The sequence below is a fragment of the Streptomyces sp. NBC_01320 genome (assembly GCF_035974375.1).
GTDB lineage: Bacteria > Actinomycetota > Actinomycetes > Streptomycetales > Streptomycetaceae > Streptomyces > Streptomyces yanii.
Genome location: NZ_CP108390.1, coordinates 9,796,436 through 9,821,838 on the forward strand (window position 1 = coordinate 9,796,436; position 25,403 = coordinate 9,821,838).

Annotated in this window: 27 protein-coding genes and 3 pseudogenes; 20 read left to right on the plus strand and 10 right to left on the minus strand. The window is 68.3% G+C overall.

What is annotated here, in order from left to right; translation table 11 throughout:
* Positions 1–100 precede the first annotated feature (100 nt).
* Entirely contained in the window at positions 101–244 is a 144-nt protein-coding gene (locus tag OG395_RS44430; protein ID WP_327247974.1) for a hypothetical protein, read from the plus strand.
* Positions 245–326: 82 nt separating this feature from the next.
* Positions 327–608 carry an NAD(P)-dependent oxidoreductase gene (locus tag OG395_RS44435; RefSeq protein ID WP_327247975.1) on the plus strand — a complete coding sequence of 94 codons (282 nt, stop codon included), beginning with the start codon at positions 327–329 and terminating at the stop codon, positions 606–608.
* Between the two features lie 113 nt (positions 609–721).
* Here OG395_RS44435 and OG395_RS44440 read toward each other — a convergent pair whose 3' ends face one another.
* Positions 722–1,117, minus strand: coding sequence for a TOBE domain-containing protein (locus tag OG395_RS44440; protein ID WP_327247976.1), 396 nt, complete (start codon positions 1,115–1,117; stop codon positions 722–724).
* A 553-nt stretch (positions 1,118–1,670) separates the two neighbouring features.
* Here OG395_RS44440 and OG395_RS44445 point away from each other — a divergent pair.
* The 3 genes from OG395_RS44445 (at position 1,671) to OG395_RS44455 (ending at position 4,009) form a co-directional block, all read left to right on the plus strand.
* Entirely contained in the window at positions 1,671–1,922 is a 252-nt protein-coding gene (locus OG395_RS44445) for a DUF6400 family protein (protein WP_327247977.1), read from the plus strand.
* The gene (locus OG395_RS44450; protein WP_327247978.1) at positions 1,906–2,151 is read left to right on the plus strand and encodes a hypothetical protein; all 246 of its coding nucleotides are present in this window, start codon (positions 1,906–1,908) and stop codon (positions 2,149–2,151) included. Before OG395_RS44445 ends, OG395_RS44450 begins: the two co-directional genes overlap by 17 nt.
* A gap of 109 nt (positions 2,152–2,260) precedes the next feature.
* Positions 2,261–4,009: an IS1182 family transposase gene (locus OG395_RS44455; protein ID WP_327247979.1), complete on the plus strand. Its 1,749-nt coding sequence runs from the start codon at positions 2,261–2,263 to the stop codon at positions 4,007–4,009.
* Positions 4,010–4,081: 72 nt separating this feature from the next.
* Here the strand turns inward: OG395_RS44455 and OG395_RS44460 are convergent.
* Positions 4,082–4,466 (minus strand): annotated as a pseudogene (locus OG395_RS44460) (SAM-dependent methyltransferase); the annotation flags it as partial.
* 44 nt (positions 4,467–4,510) lie between these two features.
* Here OG395_RS44460 and OG395_RS44465 point away from each other — a divergent pair.
* Positions 4,511–4,936 carry a VOC family protein gene (locus OG395_RS44465; RefSeq protein ID WP_327247980.1) on the plus strand — a complete coding sequence of 142 codons (426 nt, stop codon included), beginning with the start codon at positions 4,511–4,513 and terminating at the stop codon, positions 4,934–4,936.
* 152 nt (positions 4,937–5,088) lie between these two features.
* On the opposite strand, the gene OG395_RS44470 is transcribed toward OG395_RS44465, so the two are convergent.
* Positions 5,089–5,538, minus strand: coding sequence for a hypothetical protein (locus OG395_RS44470; protein ID WP_327247981.1), 450 nt, complete (start codon positions 5,536–5,538; stop codon positions 5,089–5,091).
* Positions 5,539–5,599: 61 nt separating this feature from the next.
* Between OG395_RS44470 and OG395_RS44475 the strand changes: the two genes are divergently transcribed.
* From OG395_RS44475 to OG395_RS44485, 3 genes and pseudogenes are all read left to right on the plus strand, one after another.
* Complete coding sequence (locus OG395_RS44475) at positions 5,600–5,749, plus strand: hypothetical protein (protein WP_327247982.1); 150 nt, start codon at positions 5,600–5,602, stop codon at positions 5,747–5,749.
* A 68-nt stretch (positions 5,750–5,817) separates the two neighbouring features.
* A complete protein-coding gene (locus OG395_RS44480) occupies positions 5,818–7,698 on the plus strand; it encodes an ABC transporter ATP-binding protein (RefSeq protein WP_327247983.1) in 1,881 nt (626 codons plus the stop codon).
* An 8-nt stretch (positions 7,699–7,706) separates the two neighbouring features.
* Positions 7,707–8,477: pseudogene (locus OG395_RS44485) on the plus strand (serine/threonine-protein kinase); the annotation flags it as partial.
* Positions 8,478–8,582: 105 nt separating this feature from the next.
* Here the strand turns inward: OG395_RS44485 and OG395_RS44490 are convergent.
* The 3 genes and pseudogenes from OG395_RS44490 to OG395_RS44500 all read right to left on the minus strand — a co-directional run.
* Positions 8,583–9,341: pseudogene (locus OG395_RS44490) on the minus strand (amino acid permease); the annotation flags it as partial.
* A 351-nt stretch (positions 9,342–9,692) separates the two neighbouring features.
* Positions 9,693–10,022: a hypothetical protein gene (locus OG395_RS44495; protein WP_327247984.1), complete on the minus strand. Its 330-nt coding sequence runs from the start codon at positions 10,020–10,022 to the stop codon at positions 9,693–9,695.
* 382 nt (positions 10,023–10,404) lie between these two features.
* Positions 10,405–10,848, minus strand: coding sequence for a hypothetical protein (locus OG395_RS44500; RefSeq protein ID WP_327247985.1), 444 nt, complete (start codon positions 10,846–10,848; stop codon positions 10,405–10,407).
* Between the two features lie 331 nt (positions 10,849–11,179).
* On the opposite strand from OG395_RS44500, the gene OG395_RS44505 reads away from it, so the two are divergent.
* Together OG395_RS44505 and OG395_RS44510 are read left to right on the plus strand one after the other, a co-directional pair.
* Complete coding sequence (locus tag OG395_RS44505; RefSeq protein WP_327247986.1) at positions 11,180–11,764, plus strand: RNA polymerase sigma factor; 585 nt, start codon at positions 11,180–11,182, stop codon at positions 11,762–11,764.
* Positions 11,757–12,461 (plus strand): hypothetical protein, encoded by a 705-nt coding sequence (locus OG395_RS44510; RefSeq protein ID WP_327247987.1) that lies wholly within the window; start codon positions 11,757–11,759, stop codon positions 12,459–12,461. Before OG395_RS44505 ends, OG395_RS44510 begins: the two co-directional genes overlap by 8 nt.
* 207 nt (positions 12,462–12,668) lie before the next feature.
* Here the strand turns inward: OG395_RS44510 and OG395_RS44515 are convergent, their stop codons facing one another.
* Positions 12,669–13,103, minus strand: coding sequence for a CBS domain-containing protein (locus OG395_RS44515; RefSeq protein ID WP_327247988.1), 435 nt, complete (start codon positions 13,101–13,103; stop codon positions 12,669–12,671).
* A 213-nt stretch (positions 13,104–13,316) separates the two neighbouring features.
* A complete protein-coding gene (locus OG395_RS44520; RefSeq protein WP_327247989.1) occupies positions 13,317–13,616 on the minus strand; it encodes a hypothetical protein in 300 nt (99 codons plus the stop codon).
* A 619-nt stretch (positions 13,617–14,235) separates the two neighbouring features.
* Between OG395_RS44520 and OG395_RS44525 the strand changes: the two genes are divergently transcribed.
* The 6 genes from OG395_RS44525 to OG395_RS44550 are packed head-to-tail and all read left to right on the plus strand — an operon-like array spanning position 14,236 to position 19,887.
* Complete coding sequence (locus OG395_RS44525; RefSeq protein ID WP_327247990.1) at positions 14,236–14,973, plus strand: DUF1684 domain-containing protein; 738 nt, start codon at positions 14,236–14,238, stop codon at positions 14,971–14,973.
* Between the two features lie 46 nt (positions 14,974–15,019).
* Entirely contained in the window at positions 15,020–16,540 is a 1,521-nt protein-coding gene (locus OG395_RS44530) for an ABC transporter substrate-binding protein (protein ID WP_327247991.1), read from the plus strand.
* Complete coding sequence (locus OG395_RS44535; protein WP_327247992.1) at positions 16,540–17,505, plus strand: ABC transporter permease; 966 nt, start codon at positions 16,540–16,542, stop codon at positions 17,503–17,505. The genes OG395_RS44530 and OG395_RS44535 overlap by 1 nt, the downstream gene beginning before the upstream one ends.
* Entirely contained in the window at positions 17,502–18,329 is an 828-nt protein-coding gene (locus OG395_RS44540; protein ID WP_327247993.1) for an ABC transporter permease, read from the plus strand. The genes OG395_RS44535 and OG395_RS44540 overlap by 4 nt, the downstream gene beginning before the upstream one ends.
* On the plus strand, positions 18,326–19,123 hold the full coding sequence (locus OG395_RS44545) for an ABC transporter ATP-binding protein (protein WP_327247994.1): 798 nt from the start codon (positions 18,326–18,328) through the stop codon (positions 19,121–19,123). Before OG395_RS44540 ends, OG395_RS44545 begins: the two co-directional genes overlap by 4 nt.
* Positions 19,123–19,887 carry an ABC transporter ATP-binding protein gene (locus OG395_RS44550; protein WP_327247995.1) on the plus strand — a complete coding sequence of 255 codons (765 nt, stop codon included), beginning with the start codon at positions 19,123–19,125 and terminating at the stop codon, positions 19,885–19,887. The genes OG395_RS44545 and OG395_RS44550 overlap by 1 nt, the downstream gene beginning before the upstream one ends.
* A gap of 145 nt (positions 19,888–20,032) precedes the next feature.
* On the opposite strand, the gene OG395_RS44555 is transcribed toward OG395_RS44550, so the two are convergent.
* Together OG395_RS44555 and OG395_RS44560 are read right to left on the minus strand one after the other, a co-directional pair.
* Positions 20,033–20,731, minus strand: a complete 699-nt coding sequence (locus OG395_RS44555; protein WP_327247996.1) for a response regulator — start codon at positions 20,729–20,731, stop codon at positions 20,033–20,035.
* The gene (locus OG395_RS44560) at positions 20,728–22,326 is read right to left on the minus strand and encodes a sensor histidine kinase (protein ID WP_327247997.1); all 1,599 of its coding nucleotides are present in this window, start codon (positions 22,324–22,326) and stop codon (positions 20,728–20,730) included. The genes OG395_RS44555 and OG395_RS44560 overlap by 4 nt, the downstream gene beginning before the upstream one ends.
* Before the next feature lie 217 nt (positions 22,327–22,543).
* Between OG395_RS44560 and OG395_RS44565 the strand changes: the two genes are divergently transcribed.
* Genes OG395_RS44565 through OG395_RS44575 form a run of 3 tightly spaced genes read left to right on the plus strand, consistent with a single transcriptional unit; the run spans position 22,544 to position 25,302 of the window.
* The gene (locus tag OG395_RS44565; protein ID WP_037693453.1) at positions 22,544–23,359 is read left to right on the plus strand and encodes an ABC transporter ATP-binding protein; all 816 of its coding nucleotides are present in this window, start codon (positions 22,544–22,546) and stop codon (positions 23,357–23,359) included.
* Positions 23,349–24,212 (plus strand): ABC transporter permease, encoded by an 864-nt coding sequence (locus OG395_RS44570; protein ID WP_327247998.1) that lies wholly within the window; start codon positions 23,349–23,351, stop codon positions 24,210–24,212. Before OG395_RS44565 ends, OG395_RS44570 begins: the two co-directional genes overlap by 11 nt.
* Positions 24,213–24,264: 52 nt before the next feature.
* Positions 24,265–25,302 (plus strand): ABC transporter substrate-binding protein, encoded by a 1,038-nt coding sequence (locus tag OG395_RS44575; RefSeq protein ID WP_327247999.1) that lies wholly within the window; start codon positions 24,265–24,267, stop codon positions 25,300–25,302.
* Positions 25,303–25,403: the final 101 nt, after the last annotated feature.

Sequence of the window (25,403 nt, forward strand, 5' to 3'; positions counted from 1 at the left end):
GCAGTTCTATGAGGGGCTGCTCGTCCTCGGCTGATGCGCAGCTGCCGCGCCCGCCGCATCCAAGGCCGGCCACACCCGGTCGCGGGTCAGCGGAAGCTCCGTGAAGCGCACGCCGGTGGCGTTCCGCGGGGGCGACGCTGACCGCGTGGCCCGGTCGGGCGACCTGGCGGGTATGTACGTCGGCACCGTCGCCGCCGGACGCATCGGCTCGCGGTGCTGCGCCGCCCCGCGCCGTTCGACGTGAAGCTGCACTGTACGGACCGGCGCCGCCTGCCCGAGGAGGTCGAGCGGGAGCCGGTGCCGGCCTTTCATCCGCAGCAGCCGACATGGCGCCGCACGGTGACCTCGTCCCCGTCGACGCGCTGCTGCACCGGGAGGCGGGGGGCCTGTTCGGGGAGGCGGGGGGCCTGTTCGGGGACGAGCCGCTCGCCGCGATGGAGAGCGGAGCGTATCTGGTCAACGCGGCCCGGGCGAAGATCGTGGACCGGGACGCGGTGGACCGGGCCCTGCGGAGCGGGCAGTTGGCGGGCTACGCGGGTGACGTCCGGTACCCGCGTAGCCCGCACCGCCCGACCACCCCTGGCGCACGCTGCCGCACCACGGCGTGACCCCGTACCTCCGGTTCCTCGCTCTTCGCGCAGGCCCGGTACCCGGGCGGGCACCCGCGCGCACTCCTACTCGCTGAAGGCGTGACCCCCGGCCGCCGTCCGTACGTGTCCGCTCAGGTGCGGTCGATGTGCACGCTGGTCGACTTCACGCGGGCGGTGGCCTCCACGCCGACCTCGAGGCCCAATTCCTCCACGGCCTCCCGGGTCAGCAGCGAGACCAGCCGGTGCGGCCCGGCCTGGATCTCCACCTGGGCCGCGACATCGCCGAGCTTGACGGCGGTGACGATGCCCGGAAAGGCGTTGCGGACAGACGTGTACGGGGCGTCCTCCTCGCCACCACCGATCCCGGCGACCTCGATCGAGAAGGCGGCCAGATCCCTGCCGTCGATGAGTCGGCGTCCACTCTTGTCACGATGCGTGGCCACCCGGCCGGCATCCGCCCACCGCCGCGCGGTATCCGGGCTCACGCCCAACAGACGGGCCGCCTGGCCGATTGTGTAGGATTGCATACGCGCCAAGATAGTTACATATTCCTTGCATATGCAAGCTCTTAGTCGTAGTTGCGTTGGCATGTGCCGCACTTCTTGAGTGGGCTGCGGTGTCCCGCCAAGGCGGGAAAGCGGTCGTGAAAGTCTAGTCGGGCTTTGCCGGGCGGCGTCGTACGCAGGGCTGCCTGGAGAGGTGGTGTCGGCAGGTGGGACAGGCGCTGGTCCCGGGCTCCGTACTTGGTGCGCGGCCGGGCGCCGCGCCGAGGGCCTTGACCGCCGGGCCACGACGCGACAGCACCCCGGTGGACCCGGCCCGTCGGTCCCACCTCTCCCAGGGCCGGGTCGCAGTCCATTCCGTGGGGCAGGCCATGAAGTGCGTCACAGTGCTGTACGTGGACCGGGCCAGCCGTCGGGGCTCTGGCGCCGGCAACGCCCCACCCCTGTCGGCCGATCCGAGGGTTCCTCGCCGATGGGTCGGGCGCTGCGTCGCCCCAGGGCAACTTAGGTCACCCTTCCACGTTGCTGTGGTCGCCTGGTACATGTGGGATTCCACCAGCGCATCGGAAGTTTCGCCATGAACAAGGAAGATCCCACCGATCTCATACCCTTCACGATCGATCTGACCTTCGACGAAGCCCGGCGTCGGGCCGAGGTCGTGGCCGCACTCGGGCCCGACTGGGACCCGGTCACCGTTCTCCAGGGCGAGGACGAGGCGTACGCACTCCTCTACTCGGGCCTGGACGCCGAGCAGCAGCGCACCTACGACCTGCTGGTGGCGGCCGGTGTCCTGCCGGGAAGGGAGCCGGGCCGTGAGGCTGCCCATTGACCCACAGGCGGACGTCGCCCGCCGGGCCTGGATGGCCTGCCCCGTCTGCGACGACGCCCGCCACTGTGGGACCTGCGCCGACCGCCGTAACTGCGCTGATCACTGGCGCTATTTGATATCCACCAACGGACCGGTCGTTCACCTTCAGTGTCCGCAGTGCACGCACATGTGGTCAGTGAACACGCGGCCTGGCGTCACCTGCCGCGACGACAGCCCCCCCGGTTTCTGACCGACAGCGGGCCGACTCTGGTGCGCAATTCTCGGCGGCTGCTTGACCGGTAGGTGATGATCGTTCCTGCGGTCGTTACGTGTCGTCCGGCCGTGGAGGGTGGGTTGTGATGTCGTTGCGGCCGATGGGGCTGCCGCCGGTCCCGGAGCAGACGGTTCGGGTCGCGCGGGCGGCGTTCCCGCAGGAGAGTTTGGCGATCCGGGTGCGGGACCGGCTCGGGGAGGTCTTCACCGATGAGCCGTTCGCTGAGGCGTTCGGGGTGCGTGGGGCGCCGGGCCTGTCGCCGGGGATGCTGTCGCTGGTCACGGTGTTGCAGTTCGCGGAGAATTTGACCGATCGGCAGGCCGCGGCGATGGCGATACGGGCCATCGACTGGAAGTACGCCCTCGGCCTGGAGCTGACGGACACCGGCTTCGACCACAGTGTGCTGCCCCGGTTCCGGGCCCGCCTGGTCGGCAACGGCATGGAACGTGTCGTCTTCGACCGGCTCCTTGAGCACTGCGTTGATGCCGGGCTGGTGGCCGCGGGAGGAAAGCAGCGCACCGATTCCACCCATGTGGTCAGCGCGGTACGGGACTTGAACCGGTTGGAACTGGCCGGGGAGAGCGTGCGGGCTGCGCTGGAGGCGCTGTCGGCCGCGGCACCGGACTGGCTGGCCCGGGCCGTGGACGTGCCGGAGTTCGCCCACCGCTACGGACCTCGGGTCGACAGCTGGAAACTGCCCGGCTCCAAGGTCAAGCGCGACCAGCTGTCCCAGGTCTACGGCCAGGACGCGTTGCGGCTGTGCCGGGCCGTCTGGTCGCCCGACGCGCCGGCCTGGCTGCGGGAGATCGGGGCCGTGGACATCATGCGCCAAGTCCTCGTGCAGACCTACACCGTCCGCACCAGCAGCCGGGGCAAGGAGGTGGTCAGCAAGCGGGAAGCCGACGAGGACGGTGTCCCGCCCGGCCATCTCCGCCTCGCCTCGCCCTACGACCCCGACGCCCGCTGGTCCGCCAAGGGCGACGACCTGTTCTGGCTCGGCTACAAGGTCCACCTCACCGAGAGCTGCGACAACACTCCCCCCGAAGCCGAAGCCGAAGCCGAAGCCGAAGCCGAAGCCGAAGCCGAAGCCGAAGCCGAAGCCCGGGGACTGCCGAAACTGATCACGGATGTGACCACCACCCTGTCGACGGTGCCGGACGTGAAGGCCACCGCGCCGATCCAGCAACAACTCGCCGACCGCGGCCTCCCGCCCGCCGAGCACTACCTGGACTCCGGCTACCCCTCCGCCGAACTGATCGAGGCCGCACGCAGCCGCGGAACCGTCATGGTCACTCCCGTCCTCCTCGACCGATCCGCCCAGGCCAAGAGCCACACCGGCTACGACAAGAGTGCCTTCCGGATCGACTGGAAAGCCCGCCAGGTCCGCTGCCCCCAGGGCAACACCAGCACCGGATGGCACCCGGTGCGACAACGCGAACGAGACGCCATCGTCGTCGAGTTCGCCAAGACGGACTGCCAGGCATGCCCCGTCCGACCCGAGTGCACCTCGGCCCGGCGCGGCAACCGCATGCTCACCCTCTACCCCGAGCACCTGCACACCGCCCTCGCCGCCGCCCGCACCGAACAGAAGACCAAGACCTGGAAGGACAAGTACGCCCTGCGGGCCGGAGTGGAAGGAACCATCAACCAGGCCCTCGACATCACCGGCATCCGCCGGGCCCGCTACCGCGGGCTGCCGAAAGTCCGCCTCCAGCACGCCTTCTCCGCCACCGCGATCAACGTCGTCCGCCTCGACGCCCACTGGACCGAGCATCCACTGGACCGCAGCCGCACCAGCAACCTCACCCGCCTCAGCTACCGACTCACAGCCTGACCACCCACCCGGAATTGCGCACCAGAGTCCGGGCCGGGCGCAAAGTCTCAGCTCATGCCACCGGTCGCCTGATCACAGCTCGGCGGGGCCTTCCCACCGGACGAAGTCCTCGGGGCTCGGACGGAGTTCGGAGAACCGGCCCGACGGGGAGCGCTCCCGGAGCAGTCGACGTGCGTCTGCCTCGAAAGCGTCACGATGCGTCCCGAAAAGGTGCGGAGCCGAGGACGACATCGAGAACACCCGCGCGACGACATCGTCACAGGTGCGTTCCAGCGCCTGCCCGCCGGGAACGACATGGCGCTGCGGACCGGAGAATCCCAGCCGGGGTGAGCACCGCCGCCTCATCGCCGGGAGTCCCGTGCGGCAGCACCCCCTGGTCGGTTCGTCGGACCGGTCCCAGGTGGTGCCTGACCAGCTCGTCCCTCGCTGCGTAGGGCACCGCCGGACAGGGACGGCCGTCGCCTCCACCCCTGCGGCCACTGCTCACGGCACAGTGGAGACATGAACGCAGAGGACAGGAACATGCTGGCCCGGGGCCACGTGGCGACCAGGCTTCCAGCGCAGGACCTGGAGCGGGCGCGGCGTTTCTACTCCGAGCAGCTCGGTCTGGAGCCCCTCGATGAACGGCCCGGTGGGCTGCTGTATCGGTGCCGAGGCGCGGATTTCGTACTGTTCCGATCAACGGGAGCTTCTCCCGGCACTTTCACCCAGATGGCCTGGGAGGTCGACGACATCGAGACAGTCGTGTCGGAGCTCAAACGGCGCGGCGTGGTGTTCGAGGAGGTCGACGTACCTGGATTTCGAACGAGGGACGGGATCGCCGAGATCGAAGGGAACTACCCAAGCAAGGGTGCACGGGGCGAACGCGGCGCCTGGTTCCGTGACAGCGAGGGGAACATGCTGGGAATCGGCGAGCCGGTCGCCTGAGGAGCGCCCGATCGCCGCCCGCTGCGGCGAACGGGCGACCTGCGGCAGAGACGGTTCAGCGAGGGACCGGGCAGGGTGACCGGAACGTCGCCGAGACGGTTGCGGATGGCCTCGCGGTCCCTTCGATGCGGTCGACGGCCGGCCCGGACGCGTCAGGGGCTGTCCGCCAGGTCGCGGCCGGTGATGGCGCGGGCGTAAGCGCGCAGGGCGACGGTCACCCAGGCGTGGCTGCGGCGGCCGGCGAGCACATCCCTCCGGCAGCTGTCCTCGATCGCGACGAAGCCGGCAGCGTGCAGGCGCGGCGGTTCCTGGGAGGCGAAGTGGCCGTGGAGCTGCGCCAGAACCAGGATCGCGGTGCAGACAGCGATCTGGCGCTCCGTCAGCGCGCTGTCGAGCGCGGCTTCCTTCGCGTCGCGGAGGAAGCGGGGCCCGTACTCGAACAGTAGCCGGGCCCGCGCGTCGTCGGGGCCGCCGGCGATTTCGTTGTCGATGCGGGCCCGGAGCGGTGCGATCGGGGTACGCGGCCATGGCGACGGCAGTGGACCTCGGTATCCGTCCGCGCGAGAACGGCAGGCGGATTCGGGCAGGAAAATTTCGAACAAGGCAATCCCGCGAGCGCTCTGGAGCGTATCCCGTCTGGAAGCCTCTTCAGGAGGGAAGCTCATGGCGATCTTCAGTCATCTCATCCCCGCGAAATACCGTCACGACAAGAGGGACATGACGTCGAGGAACTTCGACGACCACGGATTCGACGACCACGGAAGGGATCGGCGTCGCCACGGTCGTCACTCCCACCACGGTCACCACTGGTGACCGCACAGGACGGCTGAGCGGGCCAGGACTCCTGGACCGTTCAGCCGACGATCTTGAGGAACGCGTCTATGAGGCGTGTCTCGCTTCATGTTCTGCGGCGGCTGCTGTCTGTGGCCGATGATCCCGACGCGGTCGTCGCCGCCGCGCCGCCGGTCGCCCCGCGTGACGCGTTCCGGCGCTTCTGGCCCTACACGCGCGGTGGTCGGCGCTTCCTCATTCCGATACTCGTCTTCAGCGTGATCGGACCCGTCGTCGACGCGGCCGAGATCTGGCTCTTCAAGATTGTGGTGGACGACAAGATTGTGGTGGACGACGTCCTCGTTCCACGCGATCTGCGCCCCTTCCTCTGGATCGCCCTGGCATACACAGGGCTCATCATCGGCTCCGGCGTTCTGGGGTTCGCCGACGACGTGACGTCCACCTGGGTCAGCGAGCGTTTCCTGCTGGCCCTCCGGTCGGATGTGTTCCGGCACGTCCAGGGCCTCTCGCTCGGGTTCTTCGAACGGCGGCGGCTGGGGGACGTGCTGTCGCGTATCACGGGCGATGTCGACGCGGTCGAGACGTTTCTCCTCTCGGGGGTGGCGGACGGCCTCTACTACGTGATCCGGTTGGGCGTCTTCCTGGGACTGCTGTTCTACCTGAGGTGGGATCTGACCATCCTCGCGCTCGTCATCGTGCCGCTCTTCTGGTGCGCGGCCCGCCGCTTCTCCCGGCTGATCAAGGCCGCATCGCGGGAGCGGCGGCGGCGCAGCGGTTCGATCAGCGCGATCGCCGAGGAGTCACTCGGCAACATCGCGCTGGTGCAGGCATACAACCGGCAGGAGACCGAGGAACACCGGTTCGCACGCGAGAGCGTGGGCAAGTTCCGCGCGGCGATGGCCTCGGCACGCATCCATGCTGTCTACAGCCCCATCGTCGAGGTCATCGAACTGACCGGCGCGCTGGCCGTCATGGGCCTGGGCACATGGAAGCTGGCCCAGGGGCAGCTCACGCTGGGCGGGCTGCTGGTCTTCCTCGCGCTGCTGAGCAGCCTCTACAGTCCGATCCGCGGTCTGTCCCACCTCACCAACACGTTCTACGCGGCGTCCGCCTCCGCCGAGCGGATCATCGAGTTGCTCGACCAGCGCCCCCAGGTCGTCGAAGCCGCCGACGCCCGGAGGGTCGGGCGGGCCCGGGGCGACGTCGAATTCCGTGGCGTCTCCTTCCGCTATCCGGGTACGTCCCGGTGGGCGCTGTCCGATGTGTCGTTCCATGTGACGCCCGGCACGACGCTGGCGCTGGTCGGTGCGAGCGGTGCCGGAAAATCCACGGTCGGGAAGCTGCAACTGCGCTTCTACGATCCGGATCAGGGGTCAGTCCTCCTCGACGGCACCGACCTCAGGGATCTGCAGCTGTCCGAACTGCGCGAGAACGTCGCGGTGGTACTGCAGGAGACGCTCGTGTTCCACGGCACCGTACGGGAGAACATTGCCTACGGCCGCCCGGACGCGGCAGAGGCGGACATCGTCGCGGCGGCGCACGCCGCCGACGCCCATGACTTCATCCAGCTGCTTCCCGAGGGCTACGACACCGTGGTGGGTCAGCGCGGCCGCACGCTGTCCGGCGGGCAGGCCCAGCGACTCGCGATCGCCCGCGCGATGATCAGGGACGCGCCCGTATTGATCCTGGACGAACCGACCACCGGCCTGGACACCCAGTCGGGCCGCCGGATCATGGAACCGCTGCGCCGGCTCATGGCCGGGCGGACCACCATCGTCATCTCCCACAATCTGATCACCACCCGCGACGCCACCTCCACCCTGGTGTTGGACGGCGGCCGGGTCGTCGAGCGCGGCACGCACGAGGACCTGCTCCTGCGCGACGGGGCCTACGCCAGTCTTCACCGGCTGAACGGAGTGACCGTCCCGGCCCTCTCCACCTCCCCACCCGCTCGGAAGGTTCTCTCATGAGCCGCGTCATGTCCCGACCGGTTCCGCCCCTCGCACCCGGAACGATCCCCGCGCCGGGGTACGAGGTCCTGGCGCACCTGGCCCGGACCGGCTGGCTCGACCTCTACGACGCCTGGAGCGAGGAGCGGGACTGCCGATGCGTCGTGAAGGTCCTGCGCCCCGACCACCGCCACGAGGAGCAGCTGCGCGACCGGCTGCTGCGAGAGGGCCGTTGGCTCCGGACATTCACCCATCCGCGCCTGGTCCGCGCTTACGAGACCTTTGAGTCGCCCGAGCCGATCGTCGTGCTGGAAACGCTGACAGGCGAAACGCTGGCCCACCTCATCGGCCGGTTGCGCCGCAGGCCGGCCGCCGCGGACGTGGCCCTTCTCGGTGTGCACCTGTGTTCCGCGATGCACTACCTCCACGGTCACGGCCTGTTGCACCTGGACCTCAAGCCGTCCAACGTCGTCGTCGACTGCGGGCACGCGAAAGTGCTCGACCTGAGCGTCGCACGACCGCCCGGAAGCGTACCTCCGGGTATCGGCACCTTCTGCTACATGGCTCCCGAACAGGCGCGTGGCGGGCCGCTGTCGGCCGCGGCCGACGTGTGGGGCATCGGCGCAACGCTGTACGAAGTCGCCGTAGGCGACGTGCCGTTCGACAACGGCGTCACCACGGACGGGACCGACGACAGCGACGACACGAGCGGTGAGGACGACTGGTATCCGCAGCTTGAGAAACCCGCTCAGCCCGTCCGGTCCCGCCGACGCCTCCCGCGTGATCTCGCCACGGCCATCGACAGCTGCCTGCGGCCCGATCCGGCTGCCAGGCCCACGATTTCCGAACTCGCCGCAGCCCTCGACGCGACGCTGCCTCAGCAGCGACGCCACATCGCTCCGCCGGACACTGAGGAAGCCGAGGACGGTGGCCCGGCCGATGTCCTCACGGCGTTTGGCATGGCGGGAGTACACGCTGGCCCCCTCGACGCCGAGGAAGACGAAGACGGTGGCGAGCATGGTGCCGCGGACCTGGTGGAAGAGCGATCCTGCGTAGTCCGCTCCGCCGAAGTTGTCCGCGAAGACGGACGGGTTGAAGAAGAAGAGGGCCAGGATGACGAAGACCAGGATGGGGACGACCTTGGCCACGGTCACGATCCTGTTGATGGCCGTCGCTTCCTTCACTCCGCGCCGGATGAGGAAGAAGAACGCCCACAGGCCGACGGTGGACAGGACGACCGCAAGGACGGTGTCGCCGTCACCGAGGGGCGGTGCGACAGCGCCGATCGTCGACATGATGAGTACCCAGTAGGTGACGTTGCCGACGCACGCGCTGGCCCAGTACCCGAACGCCGAGAAGAAGCCGAGGTATTCACCGAAGCCGGCCTTGGCGTAAGCGTAGACGCCCGCGTCGAGGTCGGGTCTGCGGACCGCGAGGGACTGGAACACGAAGGCCAGCATCAGCATGCCGATACCTGTGATCGCCCATGAGATCAGCGCGCCGGCGACGCCGGTCTCCTCGGCGAACCGCCGGGGCAGGGAGAACACCCCGGCGCCCACCATCGAGCCGACGACCATGGCGGTCAGCGTGAGCAGGGTCAGCTTGACCGCGGGTTGTCCTTCGGGGACGGTGGACGGGGTGGCCCCGGTGTCTGCGTTGGTCATCGGTTCCCTCATCGACGCGCCCTGGCGGGCTGCGAGTTGGCTGTCATTGAGCGTCGGGCTCGGTGTCGGCGGCGACAGGTGCGGTCTTCTCGATCTTGAAGCCGGTCATGCCGTAGAGCACGCTCAGGGCGGGGCCGGCGTAGTTGAAGACGGCGTGCGGCGATTGGGTATCTCAAGGAGTCCGGGTTCCGGGTGCTGCACGAACGGCGATCGCGGACCGTGGCGACGATCCGGAGAATGACGCCCGGTGGGCGTCGGCGCGGAGGGGGCACACCGATGAAAGGGGAGGCGCCCCTCGGGGCGTGTCCGAGAGGCGCCATGGCAGATGGCGGGCCAAAGGGCGGGGAGCCGTCAGGTCCAGAGCCGGTAAGTCACCACTCTCGGCATCTCCGACGGCCTGCTGTCGGTGAAGACGAGATGGAGCTGGGTGTAGTGCCGCTGGTGGGGATGCTTCTTCAGCGGCTCCGAGCGGTCGAGCCTGACGGTCACGGGATAGGAGTGGAACGTGCCGGCGGCGCAGAACGGCCGGCAGTCGTTCACTACGTTGAGCCCGCGGCCCGCGGCGAAATCGGGTTTCCAAGCCGACCACCGGAGTGCGGTGAGGATGCTGTTGCCATCCCCGCAGGCGATCAAGAACTCGTTCGGGCGTACTTGAGGATGAGAGAAGCAGTCGACGATCACGACGTCGGCGGGTGACCGTGTCCCTGTGGAAGCGGATGCCGGTGCGATCGCTGTTGCGAGCGATGCCGCGGCACAGATCAATACCGCTGCCTTCAGCTTGTGTCTCTGCATGTCCGCTCCCAGCCGTCTCTCTCCGAGCCCATCTGGCCTTTGCCGTACGCCTGGTCCGCCCCGGGGCGCGATCTGCGAATCCGGAGCAGATGCCGGACGGTGCTGCCGGCCCCTCAACGGTTGTTCCGATACCGACGCTACGGCCGCGTTCAGGGACGCACCACCCGCAGAGGTAACAACTTCGCAAAATGGAAGAAATATGCACATCTTCTCGCATGCGGGCGGAGTCCGTGAAGGCGTCGGGGGTGGCGAATCGGGGCTGCGTCTCCGTCTACGGCAACCGCGCGGGCGGAGCCTTCGTACCGGGAGCTTCTCGGGGTCCCGGATCAGCAACCCGCCCGGCGTCGTTCTCCCTGAGCCAGGCCAGAAAGGTGAGAACGAAGATGCCTTCCACCACCAGGGACAGGACGCCGTACGGCGGCTCCCAGCCGGCTTCGCGATAGTCCGGCAGCCCGACGGTGCGGGACAGCAGGAATCCGACGATCATGCCGATGCTGGTAATCGCCCCGATCAGCCATGCGCCGAACGGTTGCCTCTGAAGGACGAGTGCTGCGGCGACGGCGAGCATCACCACGCTGCCGACCAGGAACAGAATGCCGATGTAAGGCATCTCCGCCAGGTGGGAGGGGACCAGCGAGAGGTGGATCACCGCGTTGGCCAGGGCGCAGAATGCTGCGGTCCCACGCAGTGCGAGGTGGGTCGTGTGAGACGTCATCACGACTCCAGGGGTCCGAGGCGGCCGACGCCGCCGTGCTTCTGACAGGGGCTGCGGACCGGGGTCACGCCGGGGCGTTTCCGGTGCCCGCCGAGCCTTCCGGTCCTGGGACCGGTCGGCCACTGTCGTTCGTAAGAGCGTGCCTTTCTTACCTACGGTGCTGCCGGGCCAAGGGTTCATGATCGGCCCGGTCCGGGTAGGTCGGCGCTGCGTGTTCGCGCCAGGAGGCTTTGGTACCTGGACCGCGACCCGGGTTCCGACCCAGTTCTTCGGCAGCGCCGACGGCTGCCGGGCGGAGGCAATCCCTGGGGGCTCGTGTTACGTAGGGAGTATGCGCAGGATTGGCATTCCCCTGGAGCGGGTGCCCGACGAAGCGCTGCTGGCCGGCCTCATGACCGGCGATCCCGAGATCGCCGTGGCCTTCGTTCGGCGGTTCCAGCGCCGGGTTTTCGGCGTGGCCGTCGCTGTGGTCGGAGACGTCCAACTCGCCGAGGACATCGCTCAGCAGACCTTCGAGCGCGCCTGTCGACACGCTCAGGTCTACGACCCGCGCCGGGGGTCGGTGCCCACCTGGCTGGCGGCCATCGCGCATAACCTTGCAATTGACGCCGTACGCGCCCGCAAGGCCACTCCAGCCGACCCCGCAGACCTGGAGAACATGATGGAGACCGTCACCAGCACGCCGGAGCGGCAGGCGCTCTCTGCCGAAACCGCAGCGGAACTGCGTCGAGCGGTTGCCGCGCTGCCGCGCGATCAGGCACGTGCGCTGGTGATGGCCGGCATCTACGGGATGACAGCTCAGCAGGTCGCCGATTTCGAGAAGATCCCGCTCGGTACCGCCAAGACCCGGATCAGGGCAGCCATGGGCAAGCTCCGCGCATCCCTCGCAGCCAAGCAGGCGGACCACGATGACTGAGACCCGTGGATTCACCTGTGAGCAGCTCCGGGAGATCGGTGCGGAGCTGGCGCTCGGCGTTCTGCCCGCCAAGGAGCGGGCCGGGGCGATGGACCACCTGGAGCACTGTCCTGCCTGCCGCGAATACGTTCACGAGCTGGTGGCCACGGCGGACGCGCTGCTGGATCTTGTCCCGGGAAGCGAACCGCCGGTCGGCTTCGAGGACAGGGTGATGGACCGGCTGGGACTGTCTTCCGGGCGACGGCCGCGTCAGCGCGTACCGTGGCGGCGCTTTGCCCTCGCTGCGGCGGCAGCCGCGGCGGGCCTTGCCCTTGGTGGCGGGGGTTGGGTGCTTGGCGCATCCGTCGGTCGTCCGGCCCCGGTCGCGCCGATCGTCTCTCCGGTGCAGTCGCACCTGCTCACCGCCCCACTCACCCACGGGGGCGAGTCGCGCGGGCAGATTTTCCTCTACACCGGAGCCTCGCCCTGGCTGTACATGAAGGTGGACGCCGACGGGCACTCCGGCACCGTCCGGTGCCAGCTTCAGCGGGCCGACGGCTCCACCGTCCAGGTCGGTTCCTTTGCCCTCAGCAAGGACGGTTACGGCGCCTGGGGCGCACCCTACCCCGCCGGCACGGCGCCGGTCGCCAGCGTCCGCCTGCTCACCGCTGACGGCTCCGTGCTTGCCGCCGCCACCTTCGGACAATCCCACCGCTGAGCAGGGGTGGAACTCCACGGGCCGCGCCCAAACAGGGGTGGAACTCCACGGGCCGCGCCCAAACCCTCGGAAGCTGTCAACCTGCCTGCCCCGGCCGCGCCGCCGTCTCGATCCGTCGGAGCGGACACGCACCCCGGAGAAAATACCCTCGGGGTATCTCCTTCCGAGGTTCGGCGAGACGCCTTCATGTGCGGACTGACCGGAGGTCTAAGCGGTCGCGTACACGCGGCTCGCGAACTCGGCGATCTGTTCGTCGCTCAGGTTCTTCGCGAGATTGGCCTCCGTGATCATGCCGACCAGGCGGTGGCCGCTTTGGACGTCGATCACCGGCAGCCGCTTGATCTGATGTTCCTCCATGGTCGTCAGGACCTCGGAGGCATCTGCTGCGGCATCGATCCAGTGGACCTTGGCACTGAGGGATCCTGCCTGCACGGTCGCCGGGTCCACGCCCTCGGCGCAGCAGGTGATGACGATGTCACGGTCGGTGATCAAGCCGGTGAGCCTGTTGTTGTCGCCGCAGATGGGCAGGCAACCGACGTTGAGGTCGCGCATCATTTTCGCCACATCCAACAGCGACTGGTGCGCACCGACGCACTGCACGCCACTGGACATGATGTCTCGCGCTAGCAGCTTGGCAGTCATGATTTCCTCCGTCCTCGACAGCGTTGCCCCTCCGTCATCGATCACAACACGAATGGCTCAGCGTCGCTCCCCGGACGCGTCGGCGAAGTAGCGGATCCCGAATCGGCCGCGACCGGGCGCGGATCCAGGCGCTCGTGCAACCCGTCACGTGCAGTCGTCCGTGAGCGTCGGCCGGCGGCTGTGCGGCGCGGTCGACATCCGGACCGCCGGCCGCTATGGCTCCACGTGACCGAATCCCACCTCGAAGCGCTCGACCGAGACAACCCGTTGGCCTTCCCTGTGGGCGACTTCCTCGCGGAGCCGGGTGGCCCGGTCCTCGCTGGCCTGCATGGCCTGCTCGTCATCCCATAGTGTCAGGGACGTGGCCTTCCCGGAGGCCCGGTCGACGAGGTAATACACGCCCCGGAAGCCGGAAACTTCCCGGATCTGCTCGAGAACCGCATCCCAGTTTGCGGTGAGGTCTCCCTCCGCAGGAACGGGTGAACCCTGATAGGTACTCAGCCTCGCGAACATGGCTGCCACCCCTTTCCTGGCAGGCTGCAGGTCGGGGGGACAAGCAGCCTCAGATCCAGCGTGCTCCGGCACGCCGCACGCCGCATGCCGGAGCACGCTGCCATGCGTTCATTTACCGCTCGTACCCCTTTGCCTGCGTTCCCGGCCCACCGGCGCGGTAGCCGCACGCGCCAACTCCTCTCCTGCCCCCAAAGGGTTGCACAGCAAGCTTCCTGATGGTGTGTCAGGTGATGGTGCGATCCGCGCCGGCGGGAACGCCGGACAGAGGCGGCGTCGCACCCGGCTGCGCCGCAGGGAAGGCGGGATCCGGTCGAGGCGGACGCGGAGACGGCGGCGGGCGGCCGGCACCTTCGGCATCGACGAGGGCGAGGCTCCGGTCACCCTCGGTGCGTGCGCGCTGACGATTGGGTCGGCCGGGAGGGCGGCTGTGGTGTCGACAGCGGTGCAGGTTCGAAGCCCGCCTGCCGATGGCCGGGCTTGACCTGCGCCTCCCGGCCCTGTCTCACCATGTAGTCCAACTTGACATTAGTTCGCCTTATGGAAGATAAAGAAGGTCCTTTGGGCTGAACTTCACACAGTGTGACATTCGACGTGTGGCAGCCAACGATCGTCTACGTGAATGAGTAAAGCCGTGTCCCACGCCGCCGTCCCGGATCAGCCGACCGACCACGCCGCGGACTGGGAGGCATGGCGCGCCGAGCGGCGCCGCTCGGTCACTTCGCCCGCGGGGAACCTCGCTCTCGTCGAGACCCGCTGGGCCCCCGCCGGTGAGCGCCCCGACCTCGATGCGGCCCGTGCCGGACAGCCGGAGACAGTGACCGTCACCACAGTCGAGCGCACCGACTTCGTCACCGGCGACCCCGAGCACGGCCTGCGCTTCTGGGACGCGCAGTCGCCCGCGATCCAGAACTTCGAGCGCACCGATGTCTTCCCGTACGACCCGGCCTGGGTGCTGGAGGCCTCGTACACCCCGGTGCCCGGTGCCCGGCGGGTGGGGTTCGAACACATCCGGGACAACGGTGGTACCCGTGACCTCGCCGTGCCGGGAGACATCGTGCTCACCCTGGACGGCAGGGACTACACGCTGAGCGCCTTCGACGACGACGGCACCCTGCTGCTCGTCTTCGGCGACCCCACCAACGGCGACACCACGTACGGCGCCGGGCGCTTCCTCTTCGTCACCCACGTCGGCGAGGGCCGCGTCCTTCTCGACTTCAACCGCGCCTTCGTGCCGCCCTGCGGATTCTCCGACCAGTACAACTGTCCGATGCCGCCGCGGCAGAACCGTTTCCACCTGCCCGTCGAAGCCGGCGAGAAGCGCCCCGTCTTCCGCGACGGCTTCCCCGCGCAGCACTGACCAACCCCCGCACTCCCGCATCGCAGCACGAAAGCGCGTACTCCTCATGAGCATCAAGAAGACCTCCCTGTACGGCGGCGCCACCGCCGCTGCCCTCGCCCTGACCCTCACCGCCTGCGGCGGGGGCTCCAACGGCGCCGGCGGCGCCGCCGGAGGGGCGTACGACAAGAACTCCACGGTCAACATCGGTTCGCTCTACGAGCCGCAGAATCTCGACAACACCGCGGGCGGCGGTCAGGGCGTCACCGAGGCGCTCAACGGCAATGTGTACGAAGGGTTGTTCAAGCTCACCGACGACGGCAAGGTCGAGAACCTGCTCGCCCAGGACTACAAGGTCAGTGGCGACGGACTCACGTACACCTTCACCCTGCGCGACGGCGTGAAGTTCCACAGCGGCAAGGAGCTCACCAGCCAGGACGTCAAGTACAGCTTGGAGAAGGTGATCGCCAAGGACTCGCAGTCCGCGCGCAAGAGCAATCTCGAGGTCATCAAGTCCTTCGAGACACCGGACGCGCGCACGGTGAAGGTCCAGCTGTCGAAGAAGTCGATCTCCTTCGTCTACAACCTCTCCTACGTGTGGATCATCAACTCCGACGCGAAGAGCCTCAAGACGAGCGAGGACGGCACCGGCCCGTACAGCCTGAACAAGTGGACCCGGGGCTCCGCTCTCAGCCTCGACCGGTTCGCCGGTTACTGGGGTGACGCGGCCAGGAACAAGCAGGTCGTCTTCCACTACTACAAGGAAGCGACCGCTCTCAACAACGCGCTCCTGACCAACGCCGTGGACGTCGTCACGAGCGAGCAGTCGCCCGACGCCCTCGACCAGTTCAAGAGCAACCAGAACTACAAGGTCAACGACGGCAACTCGACGACCAAACTGCTGCTCGCCTTCAACGACAAGGCCAAGCCGTTCACGGACGTCAAGGTCCGCCAGGCCGTCTCCGCGGCCATCGACGACAAGAAGCTGCTGGAGTCGGTCTGGGGCGGCTACGGCAAGCTCATCGGCTCGATGGTGCCGCCCACCGACCCCTGGTACGAGGACCTCACCAAGGTCAATGGCTACGACACCGCGCGCGCCAAGAAGCTGCTGGCCGAGGCCGGATACCAGAACGGATTCACCTTCACCCTCGACACCCCGAACTACGACCCGCACCCGACCGCGGCGACCTTCATCAAGTCGCAGCTCGCCAAGGTCGGCATCACCGTCAAGATCAACACGATCACGCCGGACGAGTGGTACACGAAGGTCTACAAGAACCACGACTTCACGGCCACGCTCCAGGAACACGTCAACGACCGTGACCTGGTCTGGTACGGCAACCCCGACTTCTACTGGGGCTACGACAACAAGCAGGTCACGAAGTGGGTCGAGCAGGCCGAGCAGGCCTCCGGCACGGCTGAGCAGACCGAGCTGCTGAAGAAGGTCAACCGCAGGACCGCCGAGGACGCGGCCAGCGACTGGCTGTACCTGTACCCGCAGATCGTCGTGGCGAGCAGCAAGCTCTCGGGATACCCGGTCAACGGCCTCAACTCGCAGTTCTTCGCCTACGACATCGAGAAGGGCTGATGGCGCGGTATCTCCTGCGCCGTCTCGCCTTCCTGCTGGTGTCTCTGGCGCTCGCGAGTGTGGTCCTGTTCGTGCTGCTGCGGATGCTGCCTGGCGACCCCGCCAACGCGCTCACCTCGGTGGGCGCCGGCCCCGAGCAGATAGCGGCGGCGCGACACTCCATCGGTTCCGACAAGCCGCTGCCCGAACAGTTCGTCCACTGGATCGGGCAGTTGGCGAGCGGTGACCTCGGTACGTCGTTCGTCAGCTCGCTGCCGGTCGCGCCCGAGGTCGGTTCGCGACTGAACGTCACCATTCCGCTCACGCTCACGGCGTTCGTCCTGGCGGTCCTCATCGCCGTCCCGGTCGGCTTCGTCGCCGCGCACCGGCGCGGGACCTGGTACGGCGCGCTTCTCAGCGGAGTCTCCCAACTGGGGATCGCGGTCCCCGTGTTCTGGCTCGGGATGATCCTGATAGCCGTCTTCGCGCTGAACGCCGGCTGGCTCCCCGCAGGCGGCTTCCCGCCGGACGGCTGGTCACAGCCGGTCGAGGCGGTCCGCTCGCTCGCCCTGCCCGTCATCACCATCGCGCTCGTGATGAGCGCCTCACTGATCCGCTACGTCAGGTCGGCCACGCTCGACGTACTGGACAGCGACTATCTGCGCACCGCGCGAGCCCTGGGCTCGTCGTTCGGGCGGGCCATGTGGCGGCACGGGCTGCGCAACGCCTCGGTACCGGTGATCTCGATCCTCGGCATCGAGCTGGCGTCCACGCTGCTGGGCGCGGTGGTCGTGGAGTCGGTGTACGCGCTTCCCGGCCTCGGCTCCCTGCTCGCGACCGGCATCGAGCAGCACGACTATCCGGTGATCCAGGGCGTGCTGTTCGTCTCGACGCTCGCGGTGCTGATGATCGGCTTCGCGGCCGACTTCGTGCAGCGGATCATCGATCCGCGGCTGCGGGGCAGGCTCTCGGGAGGTACCCGATGAAGCAGTCGACGAAGCGCTCGTACACCTTGAGCGTCGGATGCGTACTGGCCGGCCTGATCGCTCTCCTGGCGCTGGTCTCGGCCCTCTGGGTCCCGTACGCCGCCGACGACACGTCCGGCGGACGGCTCACGGGCCCCGGCGCGGGACATCTGCTGGGCACCGACAAGCTCGGCCGTGATCTGTTCACCCAGTTGATGACCGGCTCCCGCGTCGCCTTCGAGGCGGGCCTGGGATCGGTCCTCATCGCGGCCACGGTCGGCGTCACGCTGGGGGTGCTGGCCGCGTTCGCCCAGGGCTGGCTGGACGACACGCTCTCCGCTTTCCTCGACATCCTGATCGCCTTTCCGACGCTGCTGCTGGCGATGCTCATCGTCGCCGCCCACTCGGCCACACTGGGGTCGGCCGTGCTGGCGATCGGCCTCGCGCAGAGCGCGGTCGTGGGACGGCTCGTGCGGATCCTGGTCAAGCGGGTCCTGGCGCAGGACTACATCACGGCCGCGCGCACGTCCGGCACCTCGTGGCCGCGAATCGTGGCCGGGCATGTGCTGCCCAACATCTGGCCGACGCTCGTGGTGAACCTGGCCCTCCAGTTCGGACTCGCGGTGCTGGCCGAGGCCGGCTTGTCCTATCTGGGTCTGGGGGCGCCGCCGCCCAACGCCTCGTGGGGCCGCATGCTCCAGGAGGCGCAGGCCACCTTCACCACGGCCCCGGCCGGCGCGCTCGCCCCCGGCATCCTGCTCGTCCTGCTCGTCATCGGCGTGAACCTCATCGCCGACGGACTGCGCGACACCCTCGACCCGGCGGCCCGACGGAGGCGCGCATGAACATCCTCGACGTGCGCGACCTCGGGATCCGTACGGCAGACGGGCGCACGCTCGTCGACGGCCTCTCGCTGACCATCGCTCCCGGCGAACGACTCGGCCTCATCGGAGAGTCGGGCTCCGGGAAGTCGCTGACCACCCTCGCCGTGCTCGGCCTGCTGCCCGACGGCATGACGGCCAGCGGCGGCGTGGAACTCGCCGGCACGCAGATCGTGGGCGCGAGCGAGAAGCAGCTCACGGGCGTACGCGGCCGGGACGCCGCCATCGTCTTCCAGGAGCCGCTCACCGCACTCGATCCGCTGATGCGTGTCGGCAGGCAGATCGCCGAACCGCTGGGCAGAAGGCGAGGGCTGAGGGGCGCCGAGCTGAAGCGGGCTGTCGTGGACGCGCTGGAGCAGGTGCGGCTGCCCGAGCCCGACCGGATCGCGCGCGCCTTCCCGCACGAAATCTCCGGGGGGCAGCGGCAGCGTGTCGCGCTCGCCATGGCACTGGCATGCGACCCGAAGCTGCTCATCGCGGACGAGCCGACCACCGCGCTCGACGTCACCGTGCAGTCCGACATGCTCGACCTGCTCGACACCCTCGTACGGGAACGGGACATGGCCGTCCTCTTCGTCAGCCACGACCTCGCGGTCGTCTCGAAGGTCACCGATCGCGTCGTGGTGATGAAGGACGGCCGCGCCGTGGAGGAGGGCGACGTCCGCACGATCGTGCGGGAGCCGCGTGAGGAGTACACCAAGGCGCTGGTGGCGAGCGCGCGGCAGCTGGAATCGGCTCTTGACCTGAGGAACGCGTGATGACGCCCGTACTGGAGCTGAACGGAGCCTCCTTCGCCTACCGCGGACACACCGCGCCCGTCGTCGAGGACATCTCCTTCGCCGTCGAGACCGGGCACAGCCTCGCCCTCGTCGGTGAATCGGGAGCGGGCAAGACGACTCTGCTGCGGCTGCTGCTCGGGCTCGCCCGGGCAACCTCCGGCACCGTCCGGTTCGACGGCGACGAGCTGAAACCGCGCGACCGCGAGCAGATGCGGCGTTTCCGGCGCAGCGTGCAGTGTGTCTTCCAGGATCCGTACTCGTCGCTGGATCCGCGTCGCCGCGTCGGCAGCATCGTGTCCGAACCACTGCGTTCCCTCGGTATCGACAGCCGGAGCACGGCCGCGCCCAAGGTGGCCGAAGCCCTGGAACGGGTCGGACTCCCGGCCGACGCCGCCGAGCGCTATCCGCACGAGTTCTCCGGCGGCCAGCGCCAGCGCATCGCGATTGCCCGCGCGACCGTGTGCGACCCGCGGGTGCTGCTCGCCGACGAACCCGTCAGCGCACTCGACGTCACGACCCGCGTCAAAGTCGTCGACCTGCTGAACGAGTTGAAGCAGGAGCAGGGTCTGACTCTCGTCATGGTCTCCCACGACCTGTCGGTAGTGGCCTCGCTGTGCGAACGCACTGCCGTCCTGGAGAGTGGCCACATCGTCGAACAGGGCGAAACCGGACAGGTGCTGGGCGCTCCCGCGCACCCGTACACACGTCGCCTGGTCGACAGCGTGCCGCGCCTGCCCGCGTGACCGGTGGGCTCGATCACGAGCTCCGGTACCGCCTCGGCCGACCGGTAGCGGCCGGCGGTCCGTCCGGCGTGATCTCCGTCGGCACCGCAGCCGCCCCGAGCACCGCTGATGGTGCCGTGCCGGATGCCTCAGTACCTCACGGTCCTCAGCTCGCCCCGGCCCACGCGTAGCGGTGTTCCGGTCGGCCGGTGTCGCCGTACTTGAGACTGAGGCTGATGCGACCCGCGCTCTCCAGATACTTGAGGTATCGCTGGGCCGTGGAGCGGCTCAATCCGGCGCGGACAGCGACCTCGTGTGCCGACAGCGGTTCGTGGGCTGCCGACAGGACGTGGCGGATGACGTCGGCGGTGGGCGCGGAGTGCCCCTTGGGCAGGCTCGCTGCGGCAACGGTTTGCGGAGTGCGAAGCGCCCCGAAGATCTGGTCGACCTGTTCCTGCCCGGCCTCGCCCCGGCCGCTGCCGACACCTTCCAGAGTGCGGCGCAGGGCGGCGTAGCTCTCCAGCTTGGACCGCAGACCGCCGAAGCTGAAGGGCTTGACCAGATACTGCAGGGCGCCGTAGCGCATGGCGGTCTGCACAGTCGTGACATCCCGAGCGGCCGTCACCATGATCACGTCTGCCGTGTGGCTGCGTTGGCGAAGCCGCCTTACGAGCGTCAGTCCCGTCTCGTCCGGCAGATAGTGATCGAGCAGTATGAGGTCGACATGTTCGCGCTCCAGCACGGACAGTGCCTGCGCGGCGGTGTGCGCGCGAGAGACGACGCGGAAGCCGGGCACCTTGGCCACGTAGGCCGCGTTGATCTCGGCCACACGGAAGTCGTCGTCCACCACGAGGACGTCGATCATTGAAACTCTCCCACTTCGGTCAGCTGCCGGACGGCGAGTGTCTCGGGCAGGACGACGGTGAAGACCGCGCCACCGCCGGCCCTGGCACTGACGCGGGCCACGCCGCCGTAACGCTCCGCGAGCCGGCGTACCAGTGCCAGGCCGAGCCCACGACCCCGATGTGAGGGGGACTCCTTGGTGGACCAGCCCTCGGTGAAAATCTGTTCGCGCAGATCGGGCGCTACGCCAGGACCGTTGTCGCTGACCCGCAGGACCGCTGTGGTGCCCTCCGCGAAGAGTTCCACCTCGATGAGCGAAGCGACGTCCAGTGCGTTGTCGATCAGGTTGCCCAGGACTGTCACCAGATCGCGCGGGTCCACCACCACGTCGGGGAGCAGGGTGCTGGGGGAGATGCGCAACGACGCACCTCGCTCTGCGGCGATGGCCGACTTGCCCACCAGTAGCGAAGACAGCAGAGGGTCATTGACGCGTTCCGCGACCTGCTCCGCCGATGCCCGGTGGCCATGGGCCACCTCCGCGACGAACTCCATCGCCGCGTCGTGCCTCCCGAGTTCCAGCAGCCCGAGCAGGGTGTGGAGCCGGTTGGCATGCTCGTGGTCCTGGGCGCGGAGCGCGTCGAGAAGGCCGTGCGTGGAGTCCAGTTCGCGGCCGAGCAGCTCCAATTCGGTGCGATCGCGCAGGGTGACCACCGCGCCGCCGTCACCGGTCGGCATGCGGTTGGCGATCAGCACGCGTCCCCGGCAGACGGTGAGCAGGTCCGCGCCGTCGACCTGCCCGGCCAGCACCTCTGCCGTACGGCCTGGGGGCAGCACCTCGCCCAGCACACGTCCGACGGCGTCCTGGGTCAGCTCCAGCAGGCGCTGCGCCTCGTCGTTCAGCAGACGGATCCGCCCCCGGGCATCGACGGCGAGAACTGCTTCGCGGATGCTGTGCAGCATGGCCTCGCGCTCGTCCAGCAGCGCCGAGATGTCGGCGAAGGCCAGTCCATGCGTGCTGCGCTGCAGGCGTCGCGAGACGGCCAGGGCAGCCAGCACACCTGCGGCGAGGGCAGCCCCCGCGTAGAGCAGAAGTCCGGGAATGGTTCCGAGCAGCCGCTCGCGGACGCTGTCGTAGGCAATGCCCACCGAGACGGCACCGACGATGGTCCCGCTCCTGTCGCGGAGGGGGACCTTCGCGCGCGCGGAGCGGCCCAGGGTTCCGTCGTCGATCTGCATGATTTCCCGGCCGGCCAGGGCCGTGCTGGGATCGGTGGAGACGTGCTTGCCGATCTGTCGGGTGTCGGTGTGCGACCAGCGGACCCCGCGGGTGTCCATGACCACGATGTAGAGGGCACCGGTGGCCCGCCGGATCCGCTCCGCCTCGGCCTGTACCGGACCGCTGGGGCTGGGCTCGGTGCTCGTCAGGTGGAGCACCAGCGCGGGTTCGGCGGCAGTGGTCTGGGCGATGGACAGGGCCTGACGCATCGCCTGGTCGTCCAGCTGGTGGCTGAGCGGGGCAAGGAAGAGTCCGGTGACGAGCATGACCACCCCGGTCGTGATGGCCACCTGAGTGAGCAGGACCTGCGCGAAGACACGGCGGGGCCAGTGAATTCGCATGCGTTCGCCCTCTGCCTTCCGCCAGCCTGGAACCCGAAGATCCGTTTTGCCTTGTGTGAACGCAACGTAAACGTCGCCGCCGTCTCTGACTAGCCCTCGTTGCGCTTTCGTTCTGCGAGCGTGAGCAGAACGAGCAGAACCGCAGGTTATGGGCAGAAGCGGGAGTTGTGAGCGCAAGGGTGCCGCCGTGCCCCGGACGCACCTAGCGTCCCGCCTCATGAACAGCGAAACGAGCCCCGCCATCGAGCTGCGGGGCGCGAGCAAAGCGTTCCGGACTCCGTCGGGGGCGCTCCACACCGCCGTACGAGATCTGGACCTCACCATCGGGCGCGGCGAGTTCGTTGCCGTGGTGGGACCGACCGGATGCGGCAAGTCGACCACGCTGACCCTGGTCAGCGGCCTGGAGGAGCCCACCGAGGGCGAGGTGCTGGTGGCCGGTGAGCCGGTGCGCGGCATCGGCGACAAGGTCGGCTTCGTCTTCCAGCAGGATGCGGTCTTCCCCTGGCGCACCGTGCTCTCCAACGTGATGGCAGGTCCCCGCTTCCGGGGCGTGCCGAAGCCCGAGGCGAAGGAACGCGCCCGGGAGTGGCTCGCGCGGGTCGGCCTGTCCTCCTTCGAGGACCGCTACCCCCACCAGCTGTCCGGCGGTCAGCGCAAGCGTGTCGCGCTGGCGGCCACGTTCGTCAATGATCCCGAGATCCTGCTCATGGACGAGCCCTTCTCCGCACTCGATGTGCAGACCCGGGCCCTGATGTCGGACGAACTGCTGGAGTTGTGGGCCGGGACCGGCGCCTCCGTCGTCTTCGTCACCCATGACCTGGAGGAGTCCATAGCGCTGGCCGACAAAGTCGTGGTCATGACTGCGGGACCGGCCACCGTCAAGGAAGTCTTCGAGATAGACCTGCCCCGCCCGCGCAAGGTCGAACAGGTGCGTCTGGAGCCCCGGTTCCTCGAGATCTACCGGGAGATCTGGTCCTCGCTCGGCGAAGAGGTTCGCATCACCCGCGAGAGGGGTGCTCTCCATGTCGCCTGAATCCATCACCGCGAGCGCCGCCGTGACCAAGACCGAGCGGACCCAGGCCAGAGCGCGGGCCAGCCGCAACCGCAGGTTCCTGGTGCTCGGCAGCCGGATCGCACTGCTCTTCGCGGTCATCGGGCTGTGGGAGTGGCTGGCCCGGACCGCGGTCATCGACCCGTTCAACTTCTCCATGCCGTCGAAGATCTGGGACCAGATCCGCACCTGGGTCGTCGACGGCACCGCCCAGGGCTCCCTGTGGGAGCAGATCTGGTACACGCTCTACGAAGCGCTGCTCGGCTGGGTCATCGGTGTGATCGCCGGTGTGCTGCTCGGTATCGCGCTGGGCCGGATCCGCTTCGCCGCAGATGTCCTGGGCCCGTACATCAAGGTGCTCAACGCCTTGCCGCGCATCGTGCTCGCCCCGATCTTTCTGATCTGGTTCGGCCTCGGCCCCGCCTCGAAGGTGGCCTCCGCGGTCGTCCTCGTGTTCTTCCCCGTCTTCTTCAACGCCTTCCAGGGCGCCAGGGAGGTGGACCGCAACCTCGTGGCCAATTCCCGCATCCTGGGGGCCAGCAACCGCCAGGTCACCTTCCAGGTGGTCATTCCCTCGGCCACTTCGTGGATCTTCACCAGCCTGCACGTGAGCTTCGGCTTCGCGCTCATCGGGGCCATCGTCGGCGAGTACATCGGCGCCACCAAGGGTCTCGGGCTGCTGGTCGCCGCTTCCCAGGGCACCTTCAACGCGGCCGGCGTCTATGCCGCCATGGTCATCCTCGCGATCGTCGCGCTGCTGGCCGAGGGGCTGTTGACCTTCCTCGAGAAGCGGCTCTTCCGCTGGAAGCCTGCTGACGCCGACTCCGCGCGCTGACTCCGCACGCCATCCGAACATCCCATTGCTTCTTCACAAGGACGTGAACCAGTTGCGTACATTCACCCGAATCTCGGCCGCCGCCGTCGCCGGCGCACTCGCCCTGACCACGCTGACCGCATGTGGCGACAACTCCACCTCCGCCTCCGGCGACAAGAACGTCAAGGTCAAGATCATGGTCGGGGGCCTCGACAAGGTCATCTACCTGCCCGCGATGCTCACCGAGCGCCTGGGCTACTTCAAGGAAGAAGGGGTGTCGGTCCAGCTTCTGACCGAGCCCGCGGGCGTCCAGGCCGAGACGGCCCTGGTCTCCGGCGATGTGCAGGGCACCGTCGGCTTCTACGACCACACCCTCGACCTTCAGGTGAAGGGCAAGCAGGTCGAGTCGGTCGTCCAGTTCTCACACGCTCCGGGCGAAGTCGAGATCGTCTCGAACCAGGCAGCGGGCGACATCAAGTCGGCGAAGGACTTCAAGGGCAAGAAGCTCGGAGTGACGGGCATCGGCTCCTCGACCGACTTCCTGACGAAGTACCTCGCCGTCAACAGCGGTGTCCAGACCGATCAGTTCTCACCCGTCGCGGTGGGAGCGGGGCAGACCTTCATCTCCGCCCTCCAGCAAGGCTCCATCCAGGGCGGTATGACCACCGACCCGACCGTCGCCACCATCCTGGACAAGAAGCTCGGCAAGATCCTCATCGACATGCGCACCCCGGAAGGCTCCCAGCAGGCGCTCGGAGGGCCTTACCCCTCCTCCAGCCTCTACATGCAGACCGAATGGGTCAACAGCCACAAGGAAACCGTCCAGAAGCTGGCCAACGCCTTCGTCAAGACGCTGAAGTGGATGTCGACGCACAGCGCCGACGAAATCGCGGCCAAGATGCCCGCCGACTACGCGCAGGGCGGCGGCACGGCTCTCTACGCGCAGGCCATCAAGAGCACGCTGCCCATGTTCACCACGGACGGCGTCATGCCCGCGGACGGACCCGCCACTGTCGAGCGCGTTCTGAAGGCCTTCAACCCGAACCTGAAGAACGCCGAGGTCGACCTCGAAAAGACGTACACCACCGAGTTCGTCAAGAACGCGGGCTGACCGCACGCGTCGATCGCGCCTGCGCACCGGCGGGCCGGCTCGCCGGAAAGTCCCGGTGGGCAGGCGCCTCCGGCTCAGCGACGGCCTGAATGACGTACCCA